The 21,205-nt window shown below is 47.2% G+C and carries 14 protein-coding genes and 1 pseudogene; 4 read left to right on the forward strand and 11 right to left on the reverse strand.

Annotated features, from left to right (window positions below; translation table 11 throughout):
- Positions 1-123: 123 nt before the first annotated feature.
- Entirely contained in the window at positions 124-1,470 is a 1,347-nt protein-coding gene (locus AKL11_RS00830; protein WP_067514636.1) for a hypothetical protein, read from the forward strand.
- Between the two features lie 65 nt (positions 1,471-1,535).
- On the opposite strand, the gene clpB is transcribed toward AKL11_RS00830, so the two are convergent.
- From clpB to rluD, 3 genes are all read right to left on the reverse strand, one after another.
- Positions 1,536-4,115, reverse strand: a complete 2,580-nt coding sequence (clpB, locus tag AKL11_RS00835; RefSeq protein ID WP_067514638.1) for an ATP-dependent chaperone ClpB — start codon at positions 4,113-4,115, stop codon at positions 1,536-1,538.
- 104 nt (positions 4,116-4,219) lie between these two features.
- Positions 4,220-5,056, reverse strand: coding sequence for a peptidoglycan editing factor PgeF (gene pgeF / locus AKL11_RS00840; protein ID WP_095210065.1), 837 nt, complete (start codon positions 5,054-5,056; stop codon positions 4,220-4,222).
- A gap of 99 nt (positions 5,057-5,155) precedes the next feature.
- Positions 5,156-6,130, reverse strand: a complete 975-nt coding sequence (rluD, locus tag AKL11_RS00845; RefSeq protein ID WP_067514640.1) for a 23S rRNA pseudouridine(1911/1915/1917) synthase RluD — start codon at positions 6,128-6,130, stop codon at positions 5,156-5,158.
- Positions 6,131-6,301: 171 nt separating this feature from the next.
- On the opposite strand from rluD, the gene AKL11_RS00850 reads away from it, so the two are divergent.
- Together AKL11_RS00850 and yacG are read left to right on the forward strand one after the other, a co-directional pair.
- Entirely contained in the window at positions 6,302-7,252 is a 951-nt protein-coding gene (locus tag AKL11_RS00850; protein ID WP_095210066.1) for an outer membrane protein assembly factor BamD, read from the forward strand.
- Between the two features lie 72 nt (positions 7,253-7,324).
- The gene (yacG, locus tag AKL11_RS00855; protein ID WP_067514642.1) at positions 7,325-7,525 is read left to right on the forward strand and encodes a DNA gyrase inhibitor YacG; all 201 of its coding nucleotides are present in this window, start codon (positions 7,325-7,327) and stop codon (positions 7,523-7,525) included.
- Between the two features lie 75 nt (positions 7,526-7,600).
- Here yacG and AKL11_RS00860 read toward each other — a convergent pair whose 3' ends face one another.
- Positions 7,601-8,437, reverse strand: coding sequence for an IS630 family transposase (locus tag AKL11_RS00860; RefSeq protein WP_157673403.1), 837 nt, complete (start codon positions 8,435-8,437; stop codon positions 7,601-7,603).
- 741 nt (positions 8,438-9,178) lie between these two features.
- Here AKL11_RS00860 and AKL11_RS00870 point away from each other — a divergent pair.
- On the forward strand, positions 9,179-10,483 hold the full coding sequence (locus AKL11_RS00870; protein WP_067515320.1) for an ISKra4 family transposase: 1,305 nt from the start codon (positions 9,179-9,181) through the stop codon (positions 10,481-10,483).
- Here AKL11_RS00870 and AKL11_RS00875 read toward each other — a convergent pair.
- From AKL11_RS00875 to lpxC, 7 genes and pseudogenes are all read right to left on the reverse strand, one after another.
- Positions 10,468-11,754: a coiled-coil domain-containing protein gene (locus AKL11_RS00875; RefSeq protein ID WP_067514648.1), complete on the reverse strand. Its 1,287-nt coding sequence runs from the start codon at positions 11,752-11,754 to the stop codon at positions 10,468-10,470. The genes AKL11_RS00870 and AKL11_RS00875 overlap by 16 nt on opposite strands.
- Before the next feature lie 113 nt (positions 11,755-11,867).
- Positions 11,868-12,842 (reverse strand): Nudix family hydrolase, encoded by a 975-nt coding sequence (locus tag AKL11_RS00880; protein ID WP_067514650.1) that lies wholly within the window; start codon positions 12,840-12,842, stop codon positions 11,868-11,870.
- Positions 12,823-14,040, reverse strand: coding sequence for a bifunctional glutamate N-acetyltransferase/amino-acid acetyltransferase ArgJ (argJ, locus tag AKL11_RS00885; RefSeq protein WP_067514652.1), 1,218 nt, complete (start codon positions 14,038-14,040; stop codon positions 12,823-12,825). Before argJ ends, AKL11_RS00880 begins: the two co-directional genes overlap by 20 nt.
- 127 nt (positions 14,041-14,167) lie before the next feature.
- Positions 14,168-16,915 carry a preprotein translocase subunit SecA gene (gene secA, locus AKL11_RS00890; RefSeq protein WP_067514654.1) on the reverse strand — a complete coding sequence of 916 codons (2,748 nt, stop codon included), beginning with the start codon at positions 16,913-16,915 and terminating at the stop codon, positions 14,168-14,170.
- Between the two features lie 333 nt (positions 16,916-17,248).
- Positions 17,249-18,604, reverse strand: a pseudogene (locus AKL11_RS00895) (IS1182 family transposase); the annotation flags it as partial.
- A gap of 412 nt (positions 18,605-19,016) precedes the next feature.
- A complete protein-coding gene (locus AKL11_RS00900; RefSeq protein ID WP_067514658.1) occupies positions 19,017-19,952 on the reverse strand; it encodes a M23 family metallopeptidase in 936 nt (311 codons plus the stop codon).
- A gap of 278 nt (positions 19,953-20,230) precedes the next feature.
- A complete protein-coding gene (gene lpxC, locus AKL11_RS00905) occupies positions 20,231-21,145 on the reverse strand; it encodes a UDP-3-O-acyl-N-acetylglucosamine deacetylase (protein ID WP_067514660.1) in 915 nt (304 codons plus the stop codon).
- Between the last annotated feature and the right edge of the window lie 60 nt (positions 21,146-21,205).

A 21,205-nucleotide genomic window follows, 5' to 3' on the forward strand; every position in this document is an offset into this window, starting at 1 on the left:
TACAATTCGTAGTTATACCAAACCACCATGCTGATAATGCTGCCAGTACTTAAACTCGGGAACTTTTTCCTCTGAATAAAGACTTAACAAGCGTACTTTAATAAAATCATGGAGATTAAAAGAATGTCCAATACGAACACACGGGTACCAGAAAAACTATCTTATCCGTTTCAGGCTTCTGATGATGCAGAAGATAGTCCCACTCACCCAGAGCAAACCTTAAATCTTTCTGGGCGGTTTTCTGGTTTGAATGTATCCTCAGCAACGGCACAAGAAAGGCATATTCCCCGGCAGCAATATACCCACCAACCCATTCACACTCACCGTGTTTCACAGCCGCAACAAAACATCACAGAAGATGATAGGTATGCTGCCATCGACAAACTTATAAAGTATATGATCAAAGAAACCCAACCCCAACTGGTTACCTGCCTTGCCGATCAGCTAAACATGAAAGAAGGAAATGTATGGCACTATATGGTAAACAATCAATCAAGTCCTAGCGAAGCCTTGTATAAAACACTCGTCTCGTCATATAATCGGCTGAGATGGAAGCATGAACTGTTAGCGTTAACCTCTGCTATTCATGAGACAATGGAGCCCATCTTTAACCAGCAAATGAGTGGTCAGCCACCAAGCTACAACGAATCGCTTCAGCCAGAGCCAAACCTTCCTGAATTCAACTTTTCGGCATCAGAATCGCAGAGCCCCGTTAAGAATGGCGACATTTACAAAATTGCCGTTGATCAACTGATCCGCTTCACTACGGAAGATTCAAAAGAACGCCTGATTGATAGCCTTACACAGCACTTGAAGTACTCAAACCGAAACACAGTTAATAATTTGTTTTATGACAAAAAACGCGAAAGTGCTTCTGAATTCCTTTTTCAGGTTTTTTACAGCGCATTAAAATCCAATCGAAGCATTACAGACACCAAGCAAAATCTCGCTAATGTTGTTCGAGCAATCATTCGAGATATGCAAACCAGCACCTCTGCCACAGCTCCAAACCACCCCGAACACTCATCCACTAGAGTAGTATTACCCTCTTACGAACAAGCTGTGAGAAGCAGTGGAAACAGCCACCATTGTTCAGCAAGCACTTCTACCGCTAATCCAATCCATTCTGCCTCGACGCTACCACAGAAGACAACTGTTAATACAGATATCATGAATCGGTTGACCAACCATTGGGATGTGTTTGTGGAAGAGAATCGAGACAATTTTTTGAATTTACAGTCTTCCAGGCTCGTTGAAGCTGATTTTCAGGAAGACAGCACTATTAACAACGCTCTTTCTAATTTGGCATTTGCAACTGATGTAACGTTCGAAGAGCTAAAAGCGTTGTTCATAGGTCACAACTCAGATCAAGCCTTTCAAAAGCTCATGCAAAGTACCAACTTATCGCCCGAACTGTTGCTTCAAACCATTGAACGGTTATGTGTATCTCAAGGAGATATTTATTCATAAAAACCGTATCGAGAAAAGCCCCATGAGTATTAGCATTCTCATGAGGTATTTACAGCAGAACCGATTTAAGAAAAATGTAATTGGTTGTCTTCAACCACCACCTTGATCGTATCTCCCGGCTTATAGCGGCCTGATAAAATAGCTTCCGCCAACGGGTTTTCAATACTGCGCTGAATCGCTCGTTTTAATGGGCGAGCGCCGTATACCGGGTCGAAGCCTACTTCTGCCAACTGATCCAGAGCCTCATCAGACAGTTCAAGTTTAAGACTGTTCTCTGCCAGACGACGATCCAGGTTAGCCAGTTGGATGCTGGCAATGGCTTTGATCTGACTTGCTGCCAATGGATGGAACACCACTACTTCATCAATACGGTTCACAAACTCAGGTCGAAAGTGTGTGCCCACGACCTCAACCAGCGTCTCTTTCAACTCTTCAAAATTGGTTTCACCGTCCTTGCTCTGGAAAGAATGAATCAGGTCAGAACCCAGATTTGACGTCATAACAATCACTGTATTTTTAAAGTCTACGGTTCTGCCCTGGCCATCTGTTAAACGACCATCTTCCAATACCTGAAGTAAAATATTAAACACATCGGGATGCGCCTTTTCCACTTCGTCCAGAAGTACCAGAGAATACGGCTTACGACGTACGGCTTCTGTCAGATAGCCACCTTCTTCATAGCCAACATAACCGGGGGGCGCACCCAATAGACGAGAAACGGAGTGCTTCTCCATAAACTCGGACATATCGATTCGGACAATGGCATCTTCCGTATCAAACAGGAATTCCGCCAGTGACTTACAAAGCTCCGTTTTACCCACACCGGTTGGGCCAAGAAACATAAATGAGCCATTGGGTCGGTTTGGATCCGCAAGGCCCGCTCTTGAACGGCGCACTGCATTGGCAACAGCAACCACCGCCTCATCCTGACCAATCACTCGATTGTGCAGAACGACTTCCATCTGAAGCAGTTTCTCTTTTTCGCCTTCCAGCATTTTGGCAACAGGAATGCCAGTCCACTTAGACACCACATCAGCTATCTGTTCTTCGGTAACGCGATTTCGCAATAACTGATTTTCGCCGCTTTCTACCGCATCAGCCTGAGCGAGTTTCTTATCCAGCTCCGGTAATGCGCCGTACTGAATTTCTGACATTTTGGTCAGATCGCCAGATCGCTTTGCAGCTTCCAATTCAATCAGCAGTTTTTCTTTTTCTTCACGGAGTTTTTGTCCGCCTTGCAGCTGCGCTTTCTCGGCTTTCCAGACATCTTCCATGTCGGAATATTCTCGCTCAAGCTCACTCACCTGATCGTTGAGTTTCGACAGACGCTCTTTAGAAGCAGCATCGTCTTCTTTTTTCAGGGCTTCCTGTTCGATTTTCAATTGAATTAAGCGGCGTTCCAGCTTATCCATGGCTTCCGGTTTGGAATCCATTTCCATGCGAATGCGGCTGGCGGCTTCATCAATCAAGTCGATGGCTTTATCCGGCAACTGTCGATCCGTAATGTACCGTTGAGATAATTTAACGGATGCAATTATGGCAGGGTCGGTAATATCCACACCGTGATGCGCTTCGTAACGTTCTTTCAGGCCACGAAGAATGGCAATAGCGTCTTCTTCGGTCGGCTCATCCACCAGCACTTTCTGGAAGCGTCGTTCAAGGGCTGCGTCTTTTTCAATGTATTTACGATATTCGTCCAGTGTCGTCGCTCCGACACAGTGCAATTCACCACGAGCCAGCGCAGGCTTTAACATATTGCCTGCATCCATAGCGCCATCGCCTTTACCAGCACCGACCATGGTGTGGATTTCATCGATAAAGAGAATGATCTGACCTTCCTGCTTTGAAAGATCGTTTAGCACAGCTTTTAACCGCTCTTCAAATTCACCACGAAATTTCGCACCGGCAATCAAGGAGCCCATATCCAGAGATAAAAGACGCTTGCCTTTTAAACCTTCCGGCACTTCACCATTGATAATCCGCTGAGCCAGCCCTTCCACAATGGCGGTTTTACCAACACCAGGTTCGCCGATAATAACAGGGTTGTTTTTGGTTCTGCGTTGAAGCACCTGAACGGTACGACGAATTTCATCGTCACGGCCGATCACCGGGTCGAGCTTGCCCGCTTCTGCCAGTTCAGTCAGGTCAACGGTGTATTTATTTAGAGAATCCCGATTATCTTCTGCGTTAGCGTCATTAATTGAGGCACCGCCACGGATATTCTTGATGGCATTTTCCAGCGCTTTTTTACTGACACCCTGACTGGTCAGCAATTTGCCAATATCGCCCTCGTCTTCCATCATCACCAGTAGCATGGTTTCACTGGAGATAAATTGATCGCCGGCATTCTGGGCTTTTTTATCCGCCAGATTCAGCATTCGGTAGAGGGGTTGGGAGGTTTGAATGTCACCGGTGGGCGTGCCGACCTGAGCCAGGTTTTCCAGCATGCCGTTCAGGTCACTGCGCAAGGTAGATACATCAAACCCGACCTGCATTAACAGCGGCCTGACCGAACCGCCTTTCTGATCAATCATTGCCAGCAGAAGATGTACGGGTTCAATCTGACTGTTGTCTTTACCAATGGCCAGTGATTGAGCATCGGCCAGAGCAGATTGAAGCTTGCTGGTCAGTCGATCCATTCTCATGAAAAACCTCCCGGGTAAGAAGAATTACCTGTCGATACCTTTTAATATGGCGTTAGACGGGCGTAATTCAAGGCAGATGTTTCATATCTGTCGGAACTTATTCGTTATGATTGAATCCAAATCAGAGAAGCCATTCTTCCGGAAGTTTTGCCATCCCTTCGATAGGAATAAAACTGGTCTTGCTGATCAAACGTGCAGAAGCCTCCACCGTATATTTGCTCAACACCTATTCGATTCAACCGTCTGGTTGCCAGCGCATAAAGATCCGCAAACCAGCGGTCGCCTTTCCCGGGGATGAAAGCCGCTTCGCAACCCGCATCTGCAGCCAGAAACTGTTCTCGTACTTCAGGCCCCACTTCAAAATTTGACTGGCTGATGGCCGGCCCAAACCAAGCCATGACAGTGGCCGGCGCAACGTTCATGGCTGTTACCGTAGACTCCAGCACACCGTTCACCAATCCCTTCCAACCAGCATGAGCCGCGGCGACGACAGAACCATCAACATTAGTGAACAATACTGGCAAACAATCAGCAGTTAACACGGCAGCAGCCATACCCGGCTGGCTTGAAACAGACGCATCCGCTTCCACTTCCTGATCACTGGTCGCTACGTCAGCCACCTCGATGCCGTGAATCTGCTTTAACCACAAAGGTGACTCTGCCAGCTTCAGGTCATCTTGCAGTTGCTGTCGATTTGTCTGAATCACATCAACAGCCTCACCGGAATACAACCCCAGGTTGAAAGCAGAAAACCCATCTTGCACATCAAAGCCTTCGCTCTGACGGGTAGTGACCACCGCTTTAATATGGGAAGGGGCTGGCCAATCAACAGGAAGGTATCGTTTATTATTCACAGCATCGTGCCCTGTTTTGTCTAAGGGTAACGGTAATAAGCAAATTACCAATGAATCGTCATTCCCGCGAAGGCGGGAATCTACCATGACAATGGATCCCCGCCTTCGCGGGGATGACGCTGGGAATTTCTTATTTGCCGCTACCCTAACCTGAAGGTTCACTGTTTTGTGGAACCTCCTGACTGTTTAGAGTTGTTCCGGCTTTGGCTCATTCGCCGCAAGAGAATCCAGCAGAGCCTGAAAATCGTCCGTTAAAGGGACTTCCCATTCCATGTATTCGCCAGAGGCTGGATGAATCAAGCCTAACTGACGCGCATGAAGCGCCTGACGACGGAAAGTACGAAGCATCGCTTCCAGCGCTTCCGGGCAGGATTTCGGCAATTTCAAACCACCGCCGTACAGATCATCGCCAACCAGAGGATAACGCTGATGACTCATGTGCACACGAATCTGGTGCGTTCTGCCGGTTTCCAACTGCAGGCGAATATGAGTAAACGCCTTAAAACGCTTGAGCACACGATAGTGCGTGATGGCCGTTTTACCACCACGCACCACCGCCATTTTCAAACGATTCTGGGGATGGCGGCCAATAGGCGCATCCACAACGCCACCACTGGTCATCACTCCTCTAACCACCGCTTCATATTCACGATGCACTGTTCGATCTTGCAGCTGTGCTACCAAATCACCATGAGCTTCATGGGTTCGAGCAACGACCATCAGGCCGGTGGTGTCTTTGTCCAGTCGGTGCACAATACCAGCACGGGGAATGGCGGCATTATCCGGATAATGGTAAAGCAGTGCGTTCAGCAACGTGCCGGTGTAATTACCTGCTGCCGGGTGAACGACCAGGCCCGCCGGCTTATTGATGACAATAATGTCATCATCTTCATAAACAATATCCAGAGGAATATTTTCCGCCTGCCATTGCTTGTCGTTTTCAATTTCAACGGAAAGCGTCAGTTGCTCACCGCCGTACAGTTTATCTTTTGGCTTTCGGGATTCACCGTCCACCAGCAGATGACCATCTCGAATCCACTCTTGCAACTTTGCCCGGGAAAATCCGGAAAAACTGGCAGCAGCCACCTGATCAAAGCGTCGGCCACCGAGATCATCAGGGACCGTTACGCTCTCATGTATGGTTTTAACAACATCACCCATTCGGGACTCTCTACTAAAAAACATCGACTTAAAACAGTGAGTACAGTGTTAATCCTACAAATGGCAAGCTTAGCCTTTTGCGATAACGGCATACTGTGTTTAAATGCAGTGATAACAGTGTTCGAAAGTTTACCACAAGAGACTATTCAGAAGAGATTATTCACAAGCGCCATGACATTACTGAATTACAAATTGCCCAGGTTCTTTTCACCTCTTGTGATCAAAACCACGATATTCAGATCAGTAGCCGTAACACTGACAGCACTTATTCTTGCCGGCTGTGCTTCTTCCGGTTCCGATGATGAACAACTGCCAGAGTCCCTCTCTGAAGCGGAACTCTATCAAATGGCCAGCAAATCCATTGATGATGGCCGCTATTCAGAAGCTGTGAAATCTCTGCGCACTCTCGAATCCCGCTACCCTTTCGGTGCGTTTGCCGAGCAGGCACAGCTGGACATCATTTACGCCTACTTCAAAAACACCGAGCCTGAAGCGTCCAAAGCGGCGGCAGACCGTTTTATCCGCCTGCACCCTCAGCACCCTGATGCCGACTACGCCTATTACATGAAAGGCCTGGCATCCAACACCGCCGCTATGGGCTTGCTGGAACGCTACCTGCCACTGGATCTGACCCGTCGTGATCCTGGTCAGGCGCGGGTTTCTTTTAATGAGTTTTCTGAACTATTAAGCCGCTACCCGGAAAGTAAATACGCTCCGGATGCCCGCCAGAGAATGATTGCCCTGCGTAACCGTCTAGCTGGATATGAAATCCACGCTGCCAATTTCTATCTGAAGCGCAAAGAGTATGTGGCTGCCATTAACCGCGGGCAATACGTAGTAGAGAACATGCAGCAGACGCCTGCCGTGCCAGAAGCGTTGAGCATTATGGTTGAAGGGTATCAGCACCTGAACCTGACTCAACCAGCTACTCAGGCATTGGCGGTACTGAAACTGAATTACCCGGATCACCCATCACTGGACGCTGAGGGTAACTTTACCGGATACAAGGTATTCGATGATGTTGATCCATCCATCTGGAGCACGCTGACCTTTGGCTTGATTGGAGGCAGCAAACAGGAACAACCTCCTCTGGCTGCACCACTGCCTCCTCAGGCAAATTAATCATTTCATCTGATCTGGTGCAGAAAATACTGCACCAGAACATTCCAACAGAATCCCAAAACACTCAAAATCATGACCAAGACTGTTAACTGCCCTCATTGTTCCAAAGCTGTGAAATGGATTCCGGAAAACAAGTATCGCCCCTTTTGTTGTGAGCGCTGCAAGCTGATTGATTTAGGTGCCTGGGCGAAGGAAGAACACGCGATTCCCGGTGACCCTGCATTTGATGATTTAATGTCAGAAGAGATGGATGATTTTCCAACCAGACATTAACGACTGCCTATAAAAAAGCCGGGATTTAACTCCCGGCTCTTGTGTTAAACCAAAACTCACTTGAAACCATCGGTTTTATTTTGGTTTTGGCTTAACCGGTTTTCTGAGCACCTCTTCCTCCTCGTCAAGAGACGTCTTGGTATGGAGTCTGTCGGCTAACTCGACTGGTTTTTGGTTAATCTGCACGCAGAAGGCTTTGACATTCTTCACCAGTTCATCTTGGGTGCTATGACAATAATGATAAGTTACCTCCTCTCTCAACCAACGCCAAAGAGCCTCAACTGGCATAAAATCAGGACTGTACGGAGGTAGCCAGACTAGCTCTATTTTTAGATTTTTTGCAGCCTCGCAGACGTCAAATGACCGATGATAGGACGCACCATCCCAAATAACAGTAATTTGTCGTTCAAGATTCTCCTGTCGAATACGCTCCAGAACATTCACAGTATGTTGTGAATTGCCTTTGGGGTATGGCCAAATCCTAACCTGGCCCTCGTTGTAGTAATAAATCCCGTAAAACGTGACTTTGGATAGCCCTGGAGAGCAAGAAGACACAAAGAGTCTACCGCCTTTAGCTGACCACCCACTACCGATATCCGTATCCTGATGAATGTGCGCTTCGTCAATATAAACGATCAGTTTTTCTTGCCTGGTTGCCTGCTGAAGTAACGGCTCAAGCTGCTTCAGATAGTCTGCTCTTTTTTCAGGATCGGCACGATTCAGGAGCTTCTTCGCCTTTTTCCAGGAGATATTATTCCTTTTCAAAACACGGCGAATAGTTTCCCGGGAGCAAGTAAAGCTCCATTTCACCTTGCACCAGTTTACTAACCTTTTAAGAGTCCAGCGAGGGAGTGACGACTTTTCAGCATTTGCAGCGGCTTCAGCCGAACGGTGGATGGCTTGAGTGATGATTGAGGTAACGGTTAGACAAAAGGGGGGTGCCCGCCTGTACGCTTATACTGGAGAGCTTTTGGGCCGAATTCATTATAAGCTTTGATCCATTTCCACAAGGTGTGTGTTGCGCGTTTGGTGCTGAAGGCCACCTGTGAAGCGGATTGCTCACAACAGACTTGATAAAGGGCCATAAAGCGTTCGCGCGTCCTATGGTGAGGTTCTGATAATCCAGATTGATAGAGGCATTCTGGGGATTGATTCCATTTATCGTGTAGGACTTTAAGCATGAATCGAATAGTTATGGCAAAAAATGATCTGTAATTATACGTCTTGAATCGTTTTTCGTTTCATGCTTTGGATCAATTTATCTGCTCATTTAGAACCGTATGTTTCAAATGAGTTTTGGTTTATTTTCCTCAGTCAGACGAAAAGAAGTATCTGTTTCAGGCATTGGCCTCCAATTGCTCCGTGAGATCAATAACAGTTTGAACCGATTCATCTGATGCGACGATGTCTGTTTCTGAACCGCTTGAAAAGTCTGAAGCGTTCTGTTCTGAATGCTGTTGAGGAGCTGTGCTATCAGTATTGCCATCGACTGTATCAAGTGTTTGGCAGGCATCAGAATGTTCGTCATCACCGTCAAGTTCATCAAATGACCCTGGTGCTAAATTATTGGGTGCTCAGCCTGAATAATGTAGCAAGTATTTAAAAAGCATCTACTCTATTAGTAATTGACTACTGACGTTTATGTTTGCTGCCATGCCTGCCCAGATACTTTCTTCAAAAAACTCCGAAACCCAAGTTCTCATCACTATCCAGCATGGAAAGTCAATGTTGGAGTTTGAAGATCTGTTACAGGACGAGCTTAATGATGCTGGCCGTCTGGCATCTGCTAAACAGCTGGAGTACCTCGACACTGATGGCTCTCCTATTCAGCTTGGCTCTATCAGTATGACCTGCAAGAAAAAGAAAGAACTCAAGGTTTATGAGTCTCCATGGGGGCAGTGTCCAGTAGAGCGCTATGTTTATCAGAGCAGTAAGGGAGGTAAAACGTTCTGCCCTCTTGATCAGAATGCACGCATTATCGTCAACTCGACGCCAGCATTTGCTCGCATGGTCAGCTGGAAGTATGCCAACATGGCTGCTCCTCAGGTTGAAGCAGATTTGCTTCAGAATCACAGGAGATCAAGCAGCCGGGCCACGCTTAAAGATATTTCTGATGTCGTGGCCAGTATTGCCCAGGCAAAAGAAGAAAGTTGGACTTACGACATTCCTCAACTACCAGAGCCAGTAGCTACCGTATCTCTTGGTCTGGATGGAACAACTCTGCTCTATCGTGATGGCAACTACCGCATTGCTATGTGTGGAACCATTGCATTATTGAATGATGACGGTGATCGACTTCATACGATCTACTGCGCTGCAGCGCCTGAATATGGCAAGCAAACCTTTATGAAGCGATTTTCTGCAGAGATAGAAAAAGTTAAACGACGATTCCCTGATGCCACTTATGTTGGCGTTGCCGATGGTGCTCCCGATAACTGGACTTTCCTTAAGCCTTTTGTGTCCGTTCAGGTTCTGGATTTTTATCATGCTTCTGAGTATGTGGCAGACGCTGCGGAAGCGATCTATCCGGGAGTTAAAAACAAGCAACAACGGCATGCATGGCTGAAAGAAAAACTCCATGAGCTGAAACATGAAGTTGGTGGAGCACAGCGTCTGACCAAGGAATTAAAGAAATCATCACCGGGGAATAATCGTCTGGCATCGATGGAGAAGCTGTACAAGGCAAGAACCTACTTTAAGAACAACTGGAAAAAGATGGTCTATCCGGAAGCCCTGAGCGCCCATTTACCAATCGGCTCTGGGGTTACTGAAGCGGCCTGTAAAATATTGGTGAAACAGAGGATGTGCAGATCAGGTATGCGCTGGAAAGAAGAAGGTGMCTCAATGCTGTTAACACTCCGAGCGATCATATGTTCAACAGGACATTGGTCATCTTTTTGGAAAAAAATGAATCAATACGGTTTTCCAATTACTCATAACCTTCAGGCAGGACATTGATCAGGCTGAGCACCCAAATTATTCATCTGAGAACTTCTTAGCCAACCTTCAAGCCCTTGCATCTCCTCCTTTAGCTTACTGATTTCTGCTTCTTTATTATCAATAGTCACAAACAGGTTCTCAATATCCTTATTTGTCTTAGCCGCTTGCTCCTCCATTATCCGCTTACCAGCCTCAAGCTGAGCATTAGACTCCTCAGCGACCTTCAATTTCTGTAACAGAGCATCTCTCTCGCCCTTGAGAGCAGAGTTTTCCTGACCGGCTTCATAACGTTGTACCCCAACGAATTCGAGCTGCCGTTGTTGATTCGCTAACTGGGCTGTCATCTCACGAACTTCGCCTTCTTTTGTATCGAGACTTTGCCTTAATCCATCCATTGCCGCCCTATGCACTTCAACTTCAGCTTTGTGCTGAGACACAGTGTGACCTAATTGAGCTTCTGTTTTTCTTAACGCACCTTGAAGGGTCATAGACTCCTTATTTTCTTTCCTTAATTTTTCATTGAGGCCATGAACGTGCTCTGTACTTAAGCCGAGTTCTTGCTCAACACCAGCCAGTTTGTTCTGCGCTTCATTTAAAGCAGCTAATTCAGTTTTCAGTTCATCATTCAGCCTTGTTAATTCAGTTCCCTGCTCTTCTATCAGCTTGTCTTTATGTTTCAACTCCTCACCTATTTTATCAAGCTGTGTTTTTGCAGCTTTCATTTCGGGTAATATATTTTCTTCTAATTGCTTTAAATTTTCTGCCAATTGATCAAATGTAATCTTTTTTTCTGCACAAAACTCATGCAGTTTTTTCTCACGCTTGATTCGTTCTTGCAATTTGCCTTCGAGAGCACTAAGTCTCTCGTCCTTATCTTGAATAGTTGCACTAGCCGTTTTAGCTGTTTCTTCTAAATTAGCCACCATATTGTTTAAGGATGCAACTTCATTTTTTTCGTTTTGTAGCTGTTCAAATAAGGGGATTTGTTTTTGCACCTGCTCAGCCGAAATCACTGAACACTTCCGCTGATAGAGCGGTTTTCCGGTACATAGAATATACAGTCTGTTGACAGGCTCCAGAGCAAGAGAGCCAAGCGCTACTGTGCTTGCAGCAATGAAAGCTATCGTATTCACAAGCACATTGCATTTACGCCCAAAAATACTACGTACACCATGAAAAACATTCACACAAAGCCATTTCGAGCCCGACTCCTGCTCAGTCTGCAGTTGCTGCTGCTGAGCCGTGGATGTTTGATTCAGTTGAGTTTGAGTTGCTCCTGTAATCGACATTAGTTCCTCTCTTATTTAGTAATGAATTTATTGCACTGATGTTTTAGAGAGGGAGACTTTTAATTGGTTCCTTGGTCAATTATTCTAATTTGAAATAAATAACCCATCTTATATTATAAAAAAAACCAGATAGCATGAATAGCAGCAACACCTTGAGCCCCTTTGCTCTGGGCGACATCAATGTCTACTTCATCCATACCACCAAGCCAGTAAACCGGCAGTGCAGCACAGGCTGTTAGTTGCCCTGCCTTTTCATACCCTAATGGGCTGACCTCTGGGTGGGATCTCGTTTTGTTCACCGGAGAGACAGTGATGAAATCCATCCCTAGCGCCTGCGCTCTCTTAACCTGAGGCTCGTCGTGACAGGATGCAGCCAGCAGCTTGCCATTGTGCTCTTTTGGATAATCTGTACACTCATCCAACTGGCGAGTCGTCAAATGAAGGCCGCGGCACCAAGACTCTTGAAGAAGCGCCAGCTCGCCTTTGATCAGTAACGTGCCCGATTGTGCTTTAACCTGCTCAGAGAGTTCTCTAGCCATGTCGAGATAAACATTGCGCTCCAACCAAGGTGCTCGAAATTGAATTAAGCGAATACCTTTGTCTAACGCAGTTGACACCTTTTGAAAAAGTTCCACCTTTTCATCAAAATGCCCTGTAATCATATAGCGATCAGGCAATGTAAATGCCCTGAGAATCGCTTTATTAGCTTCAGGAAATTCGTACTCGTCTAGACGAGAGGCTTCCACCCATTCTATGATTTGCCCCTCATTGCCTCTGGCGCACCCTGTAACTCCTTTGACGATCCAGGTATCCAAAAGCACTGTTCTATCCGGGTAATCATGACGGAGACAAATAAGCGGCTTGAAACTTTCCACTTCGATCGCTAATTCTTCTCTAAGCTCACGCTTCAAAGCATCCGTCACCAACTCTCCGGGCTCAACCTTGCCACCAGGAAACTCCCAGAGCCCGCCCATGTGCTTACTATTCGGTCGTTTCGCCAGCAGAACCCGACCGTCATCACCAAGAATGACACCGACAGCCACATGAATGATTTTTTTATTGGCGACTTCAGGTTCGATATTCAGCATTGATCTTCACATAGTCATGGGATAAATCGGTGGTCCAGATCTCTTCAACGGCCTTGCCTTGCCCGAGCGCAATTCGAATGGTGATGGACTCCTGGCTCATTATCTTCTGACCCGCTGCTTCCGTGTAACCTACGGCAGGCTGTCCACTGTTCACAATGGCAACATCATCCAGCCAGATAGACACCTGATCAACATCCAGTGTTGCAACGGGCGCTCTGCCCACCGCAGCCAGAATACGACCCCAGTTCGGATCACTGGCGAACAAAGCCGTTTTCACCAGCGGTGAATGCGCCACTGTGTAGGCTACCTCTAATGAATCTTGCTGGCTCGCTCCACCTTCGACACGAACCGTGACAAACTTGGTAGCGCCTTCACCATCTTTCACAATGGCTTGAGCAAGCTCAACAGACACTTCCTTTAGATTTTGGATGAATTTTTGCGCCAGATCGGATTCACTGGCATCGATCACGTCATTCCCCGCAGCACCGGTGGCTACCAGCATAAAACTGTCGTTAGTGGAGGTATCACCATCAATGGTAATTCGATTGAACGATTGGTTAGCGATGTCTCTCAATAACAACTGAAGGTAGTTCTGGTCCACAGCCACATCCGTTGCAATAAATGCCAGCATGGTGGCCATGTCCGGCTTAATCATGCCCGCCCCTTTGCTCATGCCGGAAATTGTGTACAACTTACCTTCATGCACAAACTGACGGGATGCACCTTTCGGCCGGGTATCTGTGGTCATGATGCCTTCCGCCGCGCTGTACCAGTTATCTTCCTGTAAATCCTCCAATGCAGTGGGAATACCCTTACAAAGACGATCAACCGGCAACTGCTCACCAATCACACCGGTAGAAAACGGAAGCACTTTATTTTCGTCAATACCGGCAACTCTGGCCAATTCAAGGGTTGTCATTTTTGCTGCAGCCATGCCGGCATCGCCAGTACCGGCATTGGCATTACCCGTGTTTACCAAAAAGTATTCAGGATCATTAGCAAGCCTTGCGCGACTAAGGTGTACCGGTGCAGCACAGAATCGATTACGGGTAAAAACACCGGCAACAGAACTGCCTGAATCCCAGTTCATAATGACGAGATCACGTCTTCCGGGTTTTCGGATACCCGCCATCGCAGTGCCCAGGCGAAACCCTTTTACGGGTTTCACTTCAACCCACTCATCGACTCCCGTTGCCATCGGTGACTCCCACTTTATGCTTAAGTTGTTATAAGAAGCGTTGCAATAAAAAAACGGGCCAGCTCTTAAAGAACTGACCCGCAGTTTATGTCAGAAAATACAGTAGTGACAAATTACCCGTCAGTGATCAGGCAATTTTACCGTGACACTGCTTGTACTTTTTACCAGAGCCGCATGGGCATGCATCGTTACGACCCACTTTGCGACCTTCACGAACAAAGGGTTGATGCGCTTCGGTATCTGGCGCTTCTTCACCAGACTCTCCTTCTACCACTTGAGCCTGAGCATGTTCAAACTGCATTCGACGAGCCATCTCTTCACGACGCTGGCTTTCCATCTCGGCAGTTCGATCATCTTCCTGAACCTGAACGTGGGAGATAATACGAATAGTGTCGTATTTAATATCTTCCAGCATTTGCTGGAACAGCTCAAAAGCTTCGCGTTTGTATTCCTGCTTAGGGTTTTTCTGGGCGTAACCACGCAGATGTATGCCCTGACGCAGATGATCCATAGTGGCCAGATGCTCTTTCCACTTATCATCGAGAATACGCAGTAAAATATGCTTCTCAAAATTACGGAGCACTTCAGCACCGGCAAGCTCTTCCTTCTTACGATAGGAGTCAATCACCGTTTGCAGAATACGTTCACGCAGCGCCTCTTCATCTAAGCGATCATCGTCGTCCAACCACTGTTGAACTGGCATCCGCTCGTTCAGCTCACTGCCCAGTTTTTCTTCAAGACCTTTCACATCCCACTGTTCCTCAAGGCTCTGAGGTGGAATGTACTGGCTGATCAGATCGTGCACCACATCTTCACGGAGTGCTTCGATACTGGAAGATACATCATCGGCGTTCAGTAGTTCATCGCGCTGGGTGTACACCACTTTACGTTGATCGTTCGCGACATCATCGTATTCCAGCAGCTGCTTACGAATATCGAAGTTGCGGCCTTCCACCTTACGCTGGGCTTTTTCAATAGCATTGGTCACCATGCGGTGCTCAATCGCTTCACCCTTTTCCATACCCAGGGCTTTCATAAAGCTCTTCACCCGCTCCGAGGCAAAGATGCGCATCAGGCTGTCTTCCAGAGACAGATAGAAGCGGGATGAACCCGGATCACCCTGACGACCGGAACGACCACGCAGCTGGTTATCAATCCGGCGGGATTCGTGACGTTCAGTACCAATAATGTGCAAACCACCGGCTTCCAACACTTCTTTATGAAGCTTCTGCCAATCTGCTTTAACCTTATCGATCTGTTCTTGAGTCGGGTTATCCAACTCGGCCACTTCGGATTTCCAGTTGCCACCGAGCATGATGTCGGTACCACGACCCGCCATGTTGGTGGCAATGGTAACGGCACCCGGACGACCCGCCTGGGCAATAATCTCGGCTTCTTTTTCGTGGAATTTGGCGTTCAGTACCTGATGAGGAATGCCTGCCTTTTCCAAAGCCTGAGACAAGTGTTCAGAAGAGTCGATTGACGCGGTACCCACCAGAATTGGACGACGGGCGACTACCGTTTCTTTGATATCTTCAATAATAGCTTCGTATTTTTCGGCAATGGTCAGATACACCAGATCATTACCATCCTGACGCACCATTTCTTTATGGGTTGGGATAACAATAACGTCAAGGCCGTAAATCTGACGGAATTCAAAGGCTTCGGTATCCGCTGTACCGGTCATGCCAGACAGTTTGTCGTAGTTACGGAAGTAGTTCTGGAAGGTGGTGGAAGCCAAAGTCTGACTTTCTGCCTGAATGTTCAGGCCTTCTTTGGCTTCAATGGCCTGATGCAGACCTTCTGACAAACGACGACCCGGCATGGAACGACCCGTGTGCTCATCAACCAGCATCACTTCATTGTTCTGTACAATATATTCAACGTTACGGGTAAACAGCACGTGTGCTTTCAGAGCCGAGTTGACATGGTGCAACAGGTTCAGGTTGTTCGATGCATACAGGCTTTCACCTTCTGGCAGCAGACCTTCTTTTTGCAGAACTTCTTCGACAAACTGATGCCCCAGCTCATTTAGCTCAACCTGACGACTCTTTTCGTCTACTGAATAGTGGCCGGTGAGTTCTGACGCATCTACTTCACGGGGATCCTGATCTTCTGGCAATGGATCCTGACGCTTTAGCATCGGTACCAGCAGATTCATACGACGATAGAGTTCGGAGGAATCTTCAGCAGGACCGGAGATAATCAGAGGCGTTCGGGCTTCATCAATCAGGATGGAGTCCACCTCGTCAACAATGGAGAAGAAGAGTTCACGTTGGAAACGATCTTCTTTTCTGAATGCCATGTTGTCACGGAGGTAATCAAAACCAAACTCGTTGTTGGTACCGTAGGTGATATCGGCTTTGTAGGCTTCTCTTTTTTCTTCCGGGTCCTGCTGTGGCACGACAATGCCCACACTCATACCGAGAAACTCATAGAGAGGACGCATCCAGTTAGCATCACGACGTGCCAGGTAGTCGTTTACCGTAACCACGTGTACGCCTTTACCAGGAATAGCATTCAGATAAGCAGCCAGGGTAGCAACGAGTGTTTTACCTTCACCGGTGCGCATTTCTGCAATATGACCTTCGTTAAGGGTCATACCACCGATCAGCTGAACGTCGAAGTGACGCATCCCCATGATTCGCTTACCCGCTTCCCGCACTACGGCGAAAGCTTCAGGCAGCATGTCATCCAGGGTTTCCCCCTTTTCAAACCGCTCACGAAATTCCGCAGTCTTTCCCTTGAGCTCTTCATCACTCAGGGCTGCCAGACTTTCTTCAAGAGCATTGATGGATTTGACAGTTTTGCCCATCCGCTTGAGCTGGCGGTCGTTACGACTACCAAATATTTTCTTAATTAATGAAGCAAACATAAGTTGTTAACAGTCTCACACTCTGTTTCCGGAGCCGCCCTCCTACCAACAAATCCGGGCTGGAGCAGACAAGCGCGTAATAGTCCAACATTCTATGACAATCAAAGCAAAGTCTCATCTATATTAGCTGTATTTCTTTCTAGGAGGCTGTCGGACTTGAAAGTAAAAACCGGAGATGGGCCGCAATAAAGTCAAAAATCACAGAATCCAGTCTGGAAGTGCTGTTTATGTCGTCAGTCTCTTTTGCCCAAATATCCAAATGCATGCGACAAATAACCTGTAAGCTGAAATAAACTGCATAAAAATGATACTTTCCTGAAGATCTTTCAGCATCAGCGTAAACATCCGCTTCAGGTTAAAACCCATGCACAGAAGATCCCATTCAGCAGACACTGCTTCAAGACCACGGACCAGAAATTGACGGTATCCCATCACTTCCTTCTGTATCCCAAACGTTGGCTCAATGGTGCTTTTTCTCAATGCATACACCGCCCGTCCTTCCCTGGTTTGCAATCGCCAACGCATCAACTCCAGTGCGGTAACATCATCGCCTGCGGGCATCGGCTCATCGGGCTTAAAGCGCTCCAGTAAAGGTTTGTTATGGGCATCCTTCTTTTCTGCAATGTAAGGGATAGCTCCAAACTTATCCACAGCAGACACATTGCCCTGACTGAAGTAGCCCGTGTCGGCAAGAATCGCGCTGGGCTTGCCAATCTGCTCTGCACGAGAGGCCAGTTCTTCGAGGGCAGGCGCTACCTGTTGTTTGTCATTGGTCGCCTGAGTAATATGATTTTCAACAATAAGACCACTGTCGTTATCTACTGCGGCCTGCGCATTATAAGCCTGTACAAAACCGTTAGCAGACGTTGGCATTATGCGAGACTCCGGATCTGTCAGGTTGACTTGATCTTTGTCCCTGGGACCCGGCGTAGGGGCTTTCGGTTCTTTGCCCCGTGGCTTTTTTCCCGTATCTCTGATCGCATCACGACGGGCAACTTTGTCCTGGAATTCTGCCAGCTCTTGCTGATAACGTTCTTCAGCTCGTCGCTCAATTTCAGCTTTGGCATCGGCAATCACCTTGAGGCGATCTTCCCTGCGTTTCAGCTCATCAGGAATGGATAATTCGTCTGGCAATTTTTCAGTATCTGCTTTTTCAGCCATCCTGAGGAGCTCTTCAACTTCTGCCTTGAGCTGCTTTTCGAGCTTGCATGCGTGCTTGTAACTGAGCGCCTTGTGTTTGCTGGCATTGGCCTTCATCTTGGTTCCATCGAGGCTGATGGTTCCCAGCTTCAACCATTCTGCCTGTTGCGCAATCAACAATATCTGAACAAAAAGTTCACTGATTTCTTTACGGAAGCGCTGGCGAAAGGTGTTGATACTGTCGTGATCCGGATGCTCGTTGGCGCAGATATATCGAAAGGCGATGGAGTCATAAGTTGCTTTCTCCAGTTTGCGACTGGAGAAGACACCTGTTGCATATCCATAGAACAATAACGACAGCATGAGGGATGGATGCCAGGCTTTAGAACCCCTTCCTTTATAGGCGCTGATCAAAGGTGTGAGGTCTAGCTGCTCAACCACCTCTACAACAAAGCGAGCAAGATGCACCTCTGGCAGATAATCCTGAACAGTGGCAGGAAAAAAGTCAGGGATGTCTCGGTCAATGGGTCTGAAAGTCCATTTGTTCATTGGCTGGCTGTCTTTTACGATCTTGCGGGTATTATACTCAAAAGTTGTTCTAAGTCCGACAGGCTCCTAGCGATACCAATCAAATTTTCTAAACCCGTCATGCGCATGACGAACTGGAGTGCAAAGTAAGGGGAAGTGACGAGTCATAGCAGAGCTATGGCGAGGAGTTTCAACGCAGATGTGAGGAGTTTCAACGCAGAGTTGCGCTTCAGGTAGTCAGCGCAATAGGGATTTAGAGAATGCGATTGGTATAAAACGTTGTATAACGAAAAGGTCAGTATTTAGGGAGTGTGTAGTTGGGATAATCAGCGCTGGGTCGAGCTTTTTGTACTCAATGATAAAAGTCAAAAAACATAAAGCCCTATAAAAGGGCTTTATGAGATAGGCACAAATCGATGACAGAATCAAAGAGCTACTTACTGGCTCTGTAAATATATTTGGCTGGATCCTGTGGCTGTCCATCTTTCAACACTTCAAAATGCACATGAGGGCCTGTTGAGCGACCAGAACTCCCCATTTTGGCAAGAGCTTCGCCTCTGGAGACAATATCACCCACTTTCACCAGGCTTTCTTCATTATGGGCGTAACGGGTCAGGTATCCATTACCATGATTAACTTCCACCAGAAGCCCAAAGCCTGACCTTTTGCCAGACCAGACAACCACGCCAGCCGCCACTGAAATCACTTCCGAGCCACGCTTACCGGCAAAATCTACACCGTTATGCCAGGCTGGCCGACCAGTAAAGGGGTCTGTTCTGCGACCATAGCGGGAAGAAAGCCAACCTTTGCGAACAGGCAGGCCTGCAAGGAATGAATCATCATAAATGGTGCGATTGGAAATCAGACGATCAAGCAGATCAAGTTGCTGCTCACGGCTTTCAATCTGGCCAGATAGCTCATCAATAGCATCCATTAAGGTCAGCTGATGAAAGGCTTCGTCGGACGTCATTAAATCCTGTGGACCACCAATCGCTGGGGCTTCACTGAAATCAAACTCACCATCATTCAGTTTGGCTTTGGCAGTCAATCGTTCTCCCAGAGCATCCAGACGAGTCAAACGGCCTTGCAGCTCAGACATCCGAAGCATCAGAGCATCAACCTGATGCTGAGTCTGTTGCCTAACTATACCGATATCCTGCTGCTGTAACTCAATCACCTGCTTCCAGTTTGCAACGCCTTCCTGCGTCAAAAAATCAGCATGGCCGCGCTTCATCCAGAAATAGGTGGCACTGCTGCCGAGAGCGGCCATCAACAGAAGAACACAGCCGAGCATCATACCAAAGCCCACGCTACTCCCAGCCAGAGTTCTTGTGCGTGAGTACTTTTCGTCTACAACTATGATCTTCATCTTTTGCCCTTAATTTTTGATAACAAACAGGCTACACCTGTCAGCCCCAGAGGTATTTCACATGATCGACAGCTGAATGTGCAAGTACGGATATCAATTTTATCGTTGAAAATCATCATTCTTTTAATTTTTGTACAGATTTCAACAACAGGGGAACTCCCTGAAGATAAATTTTGGTAAGTGTTACACACAAAAACAGGGCCGCACTAAGCGACCCAACCCAGACTGCTTACGCAGTCTGCAAAGTATCATGATTCAGATCGGGACAAACAGCTCTATCAGGCGGGAACTGCCGCAGGCTTCTGGTAAGCGATTGGAGAAACCTCGGCATCTTCAAAGGTGACGATTTCCCAGAGATGCTCATTGGCCAGAATTTCTCTTACCAGTTTGTTGTTCAGCCCATGGCCAGACTTATAACCGATAAACTCACCAATCAGGCTATGGCCCATCAGGTAAAGATCACCAATCGCATCCAGCATTTTGTGCTTAACAAATTCATCGTGATAACGCAGGCCATCTTCGTTAAGAATTCGATAGTCATCAACAACAACGGCGTTATCCACACTACCACCCAGAGCCAGATTCTGGGAACGCATGTACTCAACATCGCGAATAAAACCGAAAGTACGAGCACGACTTACTTCTTTCACAAAAGAGGTACTTGAAAAGTCGATGCTGGCAGTTTGTGAGCGGCTAGTGAATACCGGATGGTCAAAATCAATCGTGAAGCTGACTTTAAAGCCGTTGAACGGTTTGAAGGTAGCGGTTTTATCGCCATCCTTTACGGTCACTTCTTTTTTGATCCGGATAAATTTCTTAGGTGCATTCTGTTCTTGAATGCCTGCAGACTGAAGCAGGAAGACAAAAGGACCTGCGCTTCCGTCCATAATAGGCACTTCATGGGCGCTAACTTCGACGTAGGCATTATCGATACCCAGGCCAGCCATCGCAGAAAGCAGATGTTCAACAGTATCAACTCGAACACCGTCTTTGTGCAGAGAGGTGCACAGTGTCGTCTGACCAACGTTCAGGCCAAACGCAGGAATTTCAACGACCGGTTCCAGGTCGGTACGGCAAAAGATGATGCCGGTATCCACAGGTGCAGGTTTCAGGGTGAGATAAACTTTCTCACCAGAGTGCAAACCCACTCCTGTCGCTCTAATAATGTTTTTAAGTGTACGTTGTCTGATCATGATAAGGGTGTTCCGCGACCTTTACAGGCCTATATTCTTTGGATGCAACGTAGCATTGTA

This window comes from Endozoicomonas ascidiicola (genome assembly GCF_001646945.1).
GTDB classification, from domain to species: Bacteria; Pseudomonadota; Gammaproteobacteria; order Pseudomonadales; family Endozoicomonadaceae; genus Endozoicomonas; species Endozoicomonas ascidiicola.

Coding starts and splice junctions, on each gene's coding strand:
- AKL11_RS00830 (WP_067514636.1), top strand. CDS start 124: ATGTCCAATACGAACACACGGGTACCAGAAAAACTATCTTATCCGTTT.
- clpB (WP_067514638.1), bottom strand. CDS start 4,115: ATGAGAATGGATCGACTGACCAGCAAGCTTCAATCTGCTCTGGCCGAT.
- pgeF (WP_095210065.1), bottom strand. CDS start 5,056: ATGGTAGATTCCCGCCTTCGCGGGAATGACGATTCATTGGTAATTTGC.
- rluD (WP_067514640.1), bottom strand. CDS start 6,130: ATGGGTGATGTTGTTAAAACCATACATGAGAGCGTAACGGTCCCTGAT.
- AKL11_RS00850 (WP_095210066.1), top strand. CDS start 6,302: ATGACATTACTGAATTACAAATTGCCCAGGTTCTTTTCACCTCTTGTG.
- yacG (WP_067514642.1), top strand. CDS start 7,325: ATGACCAAGACTGTTAACTGCCCTCATTGTTCCAAAGCTGTGAAATGG.
- AKL11_RS00875 (WP_067514648.1), bottom strand. CDS start 11,754: ATGTCGATTACAGGAGCAACTCAAACTCAACTGAATCAAACATCCACG.
- AKL11_RS00880 (WP_067514650.1), bottom strand. CDS start 12,842: ATGCTGAATATCGAACCTGAAGTCGCCAATAAAAAAATCATTCATGTG.
- argJ (WP_067514652.1), bottom strand. CDS start 14,040: ATGGCAACGGGAGTCGATGAGTGGGTTGAAGTGAAACCCGTAAAAGGG.
- secA (WP_067514654.1), bottom strand. CDS start 16,915: ATGTTTGCTTCATTAATTAAGAAAATATTTGGTAGTCGTAACGACCGC.
- AKL11_RS00900 (WP_067514658.1), bottom strand. CDS start 19,952: ATGAAGATCATAGTTGTAGACGAAAAGTACTCACGCACAAGAACTCTG.
- lpxC (WP_067514660.1), bottom strand. CDS start 21,145: ATGATCAGACAACGTACACTTAAAAACATTATTAGAGCGACAGGAGTG.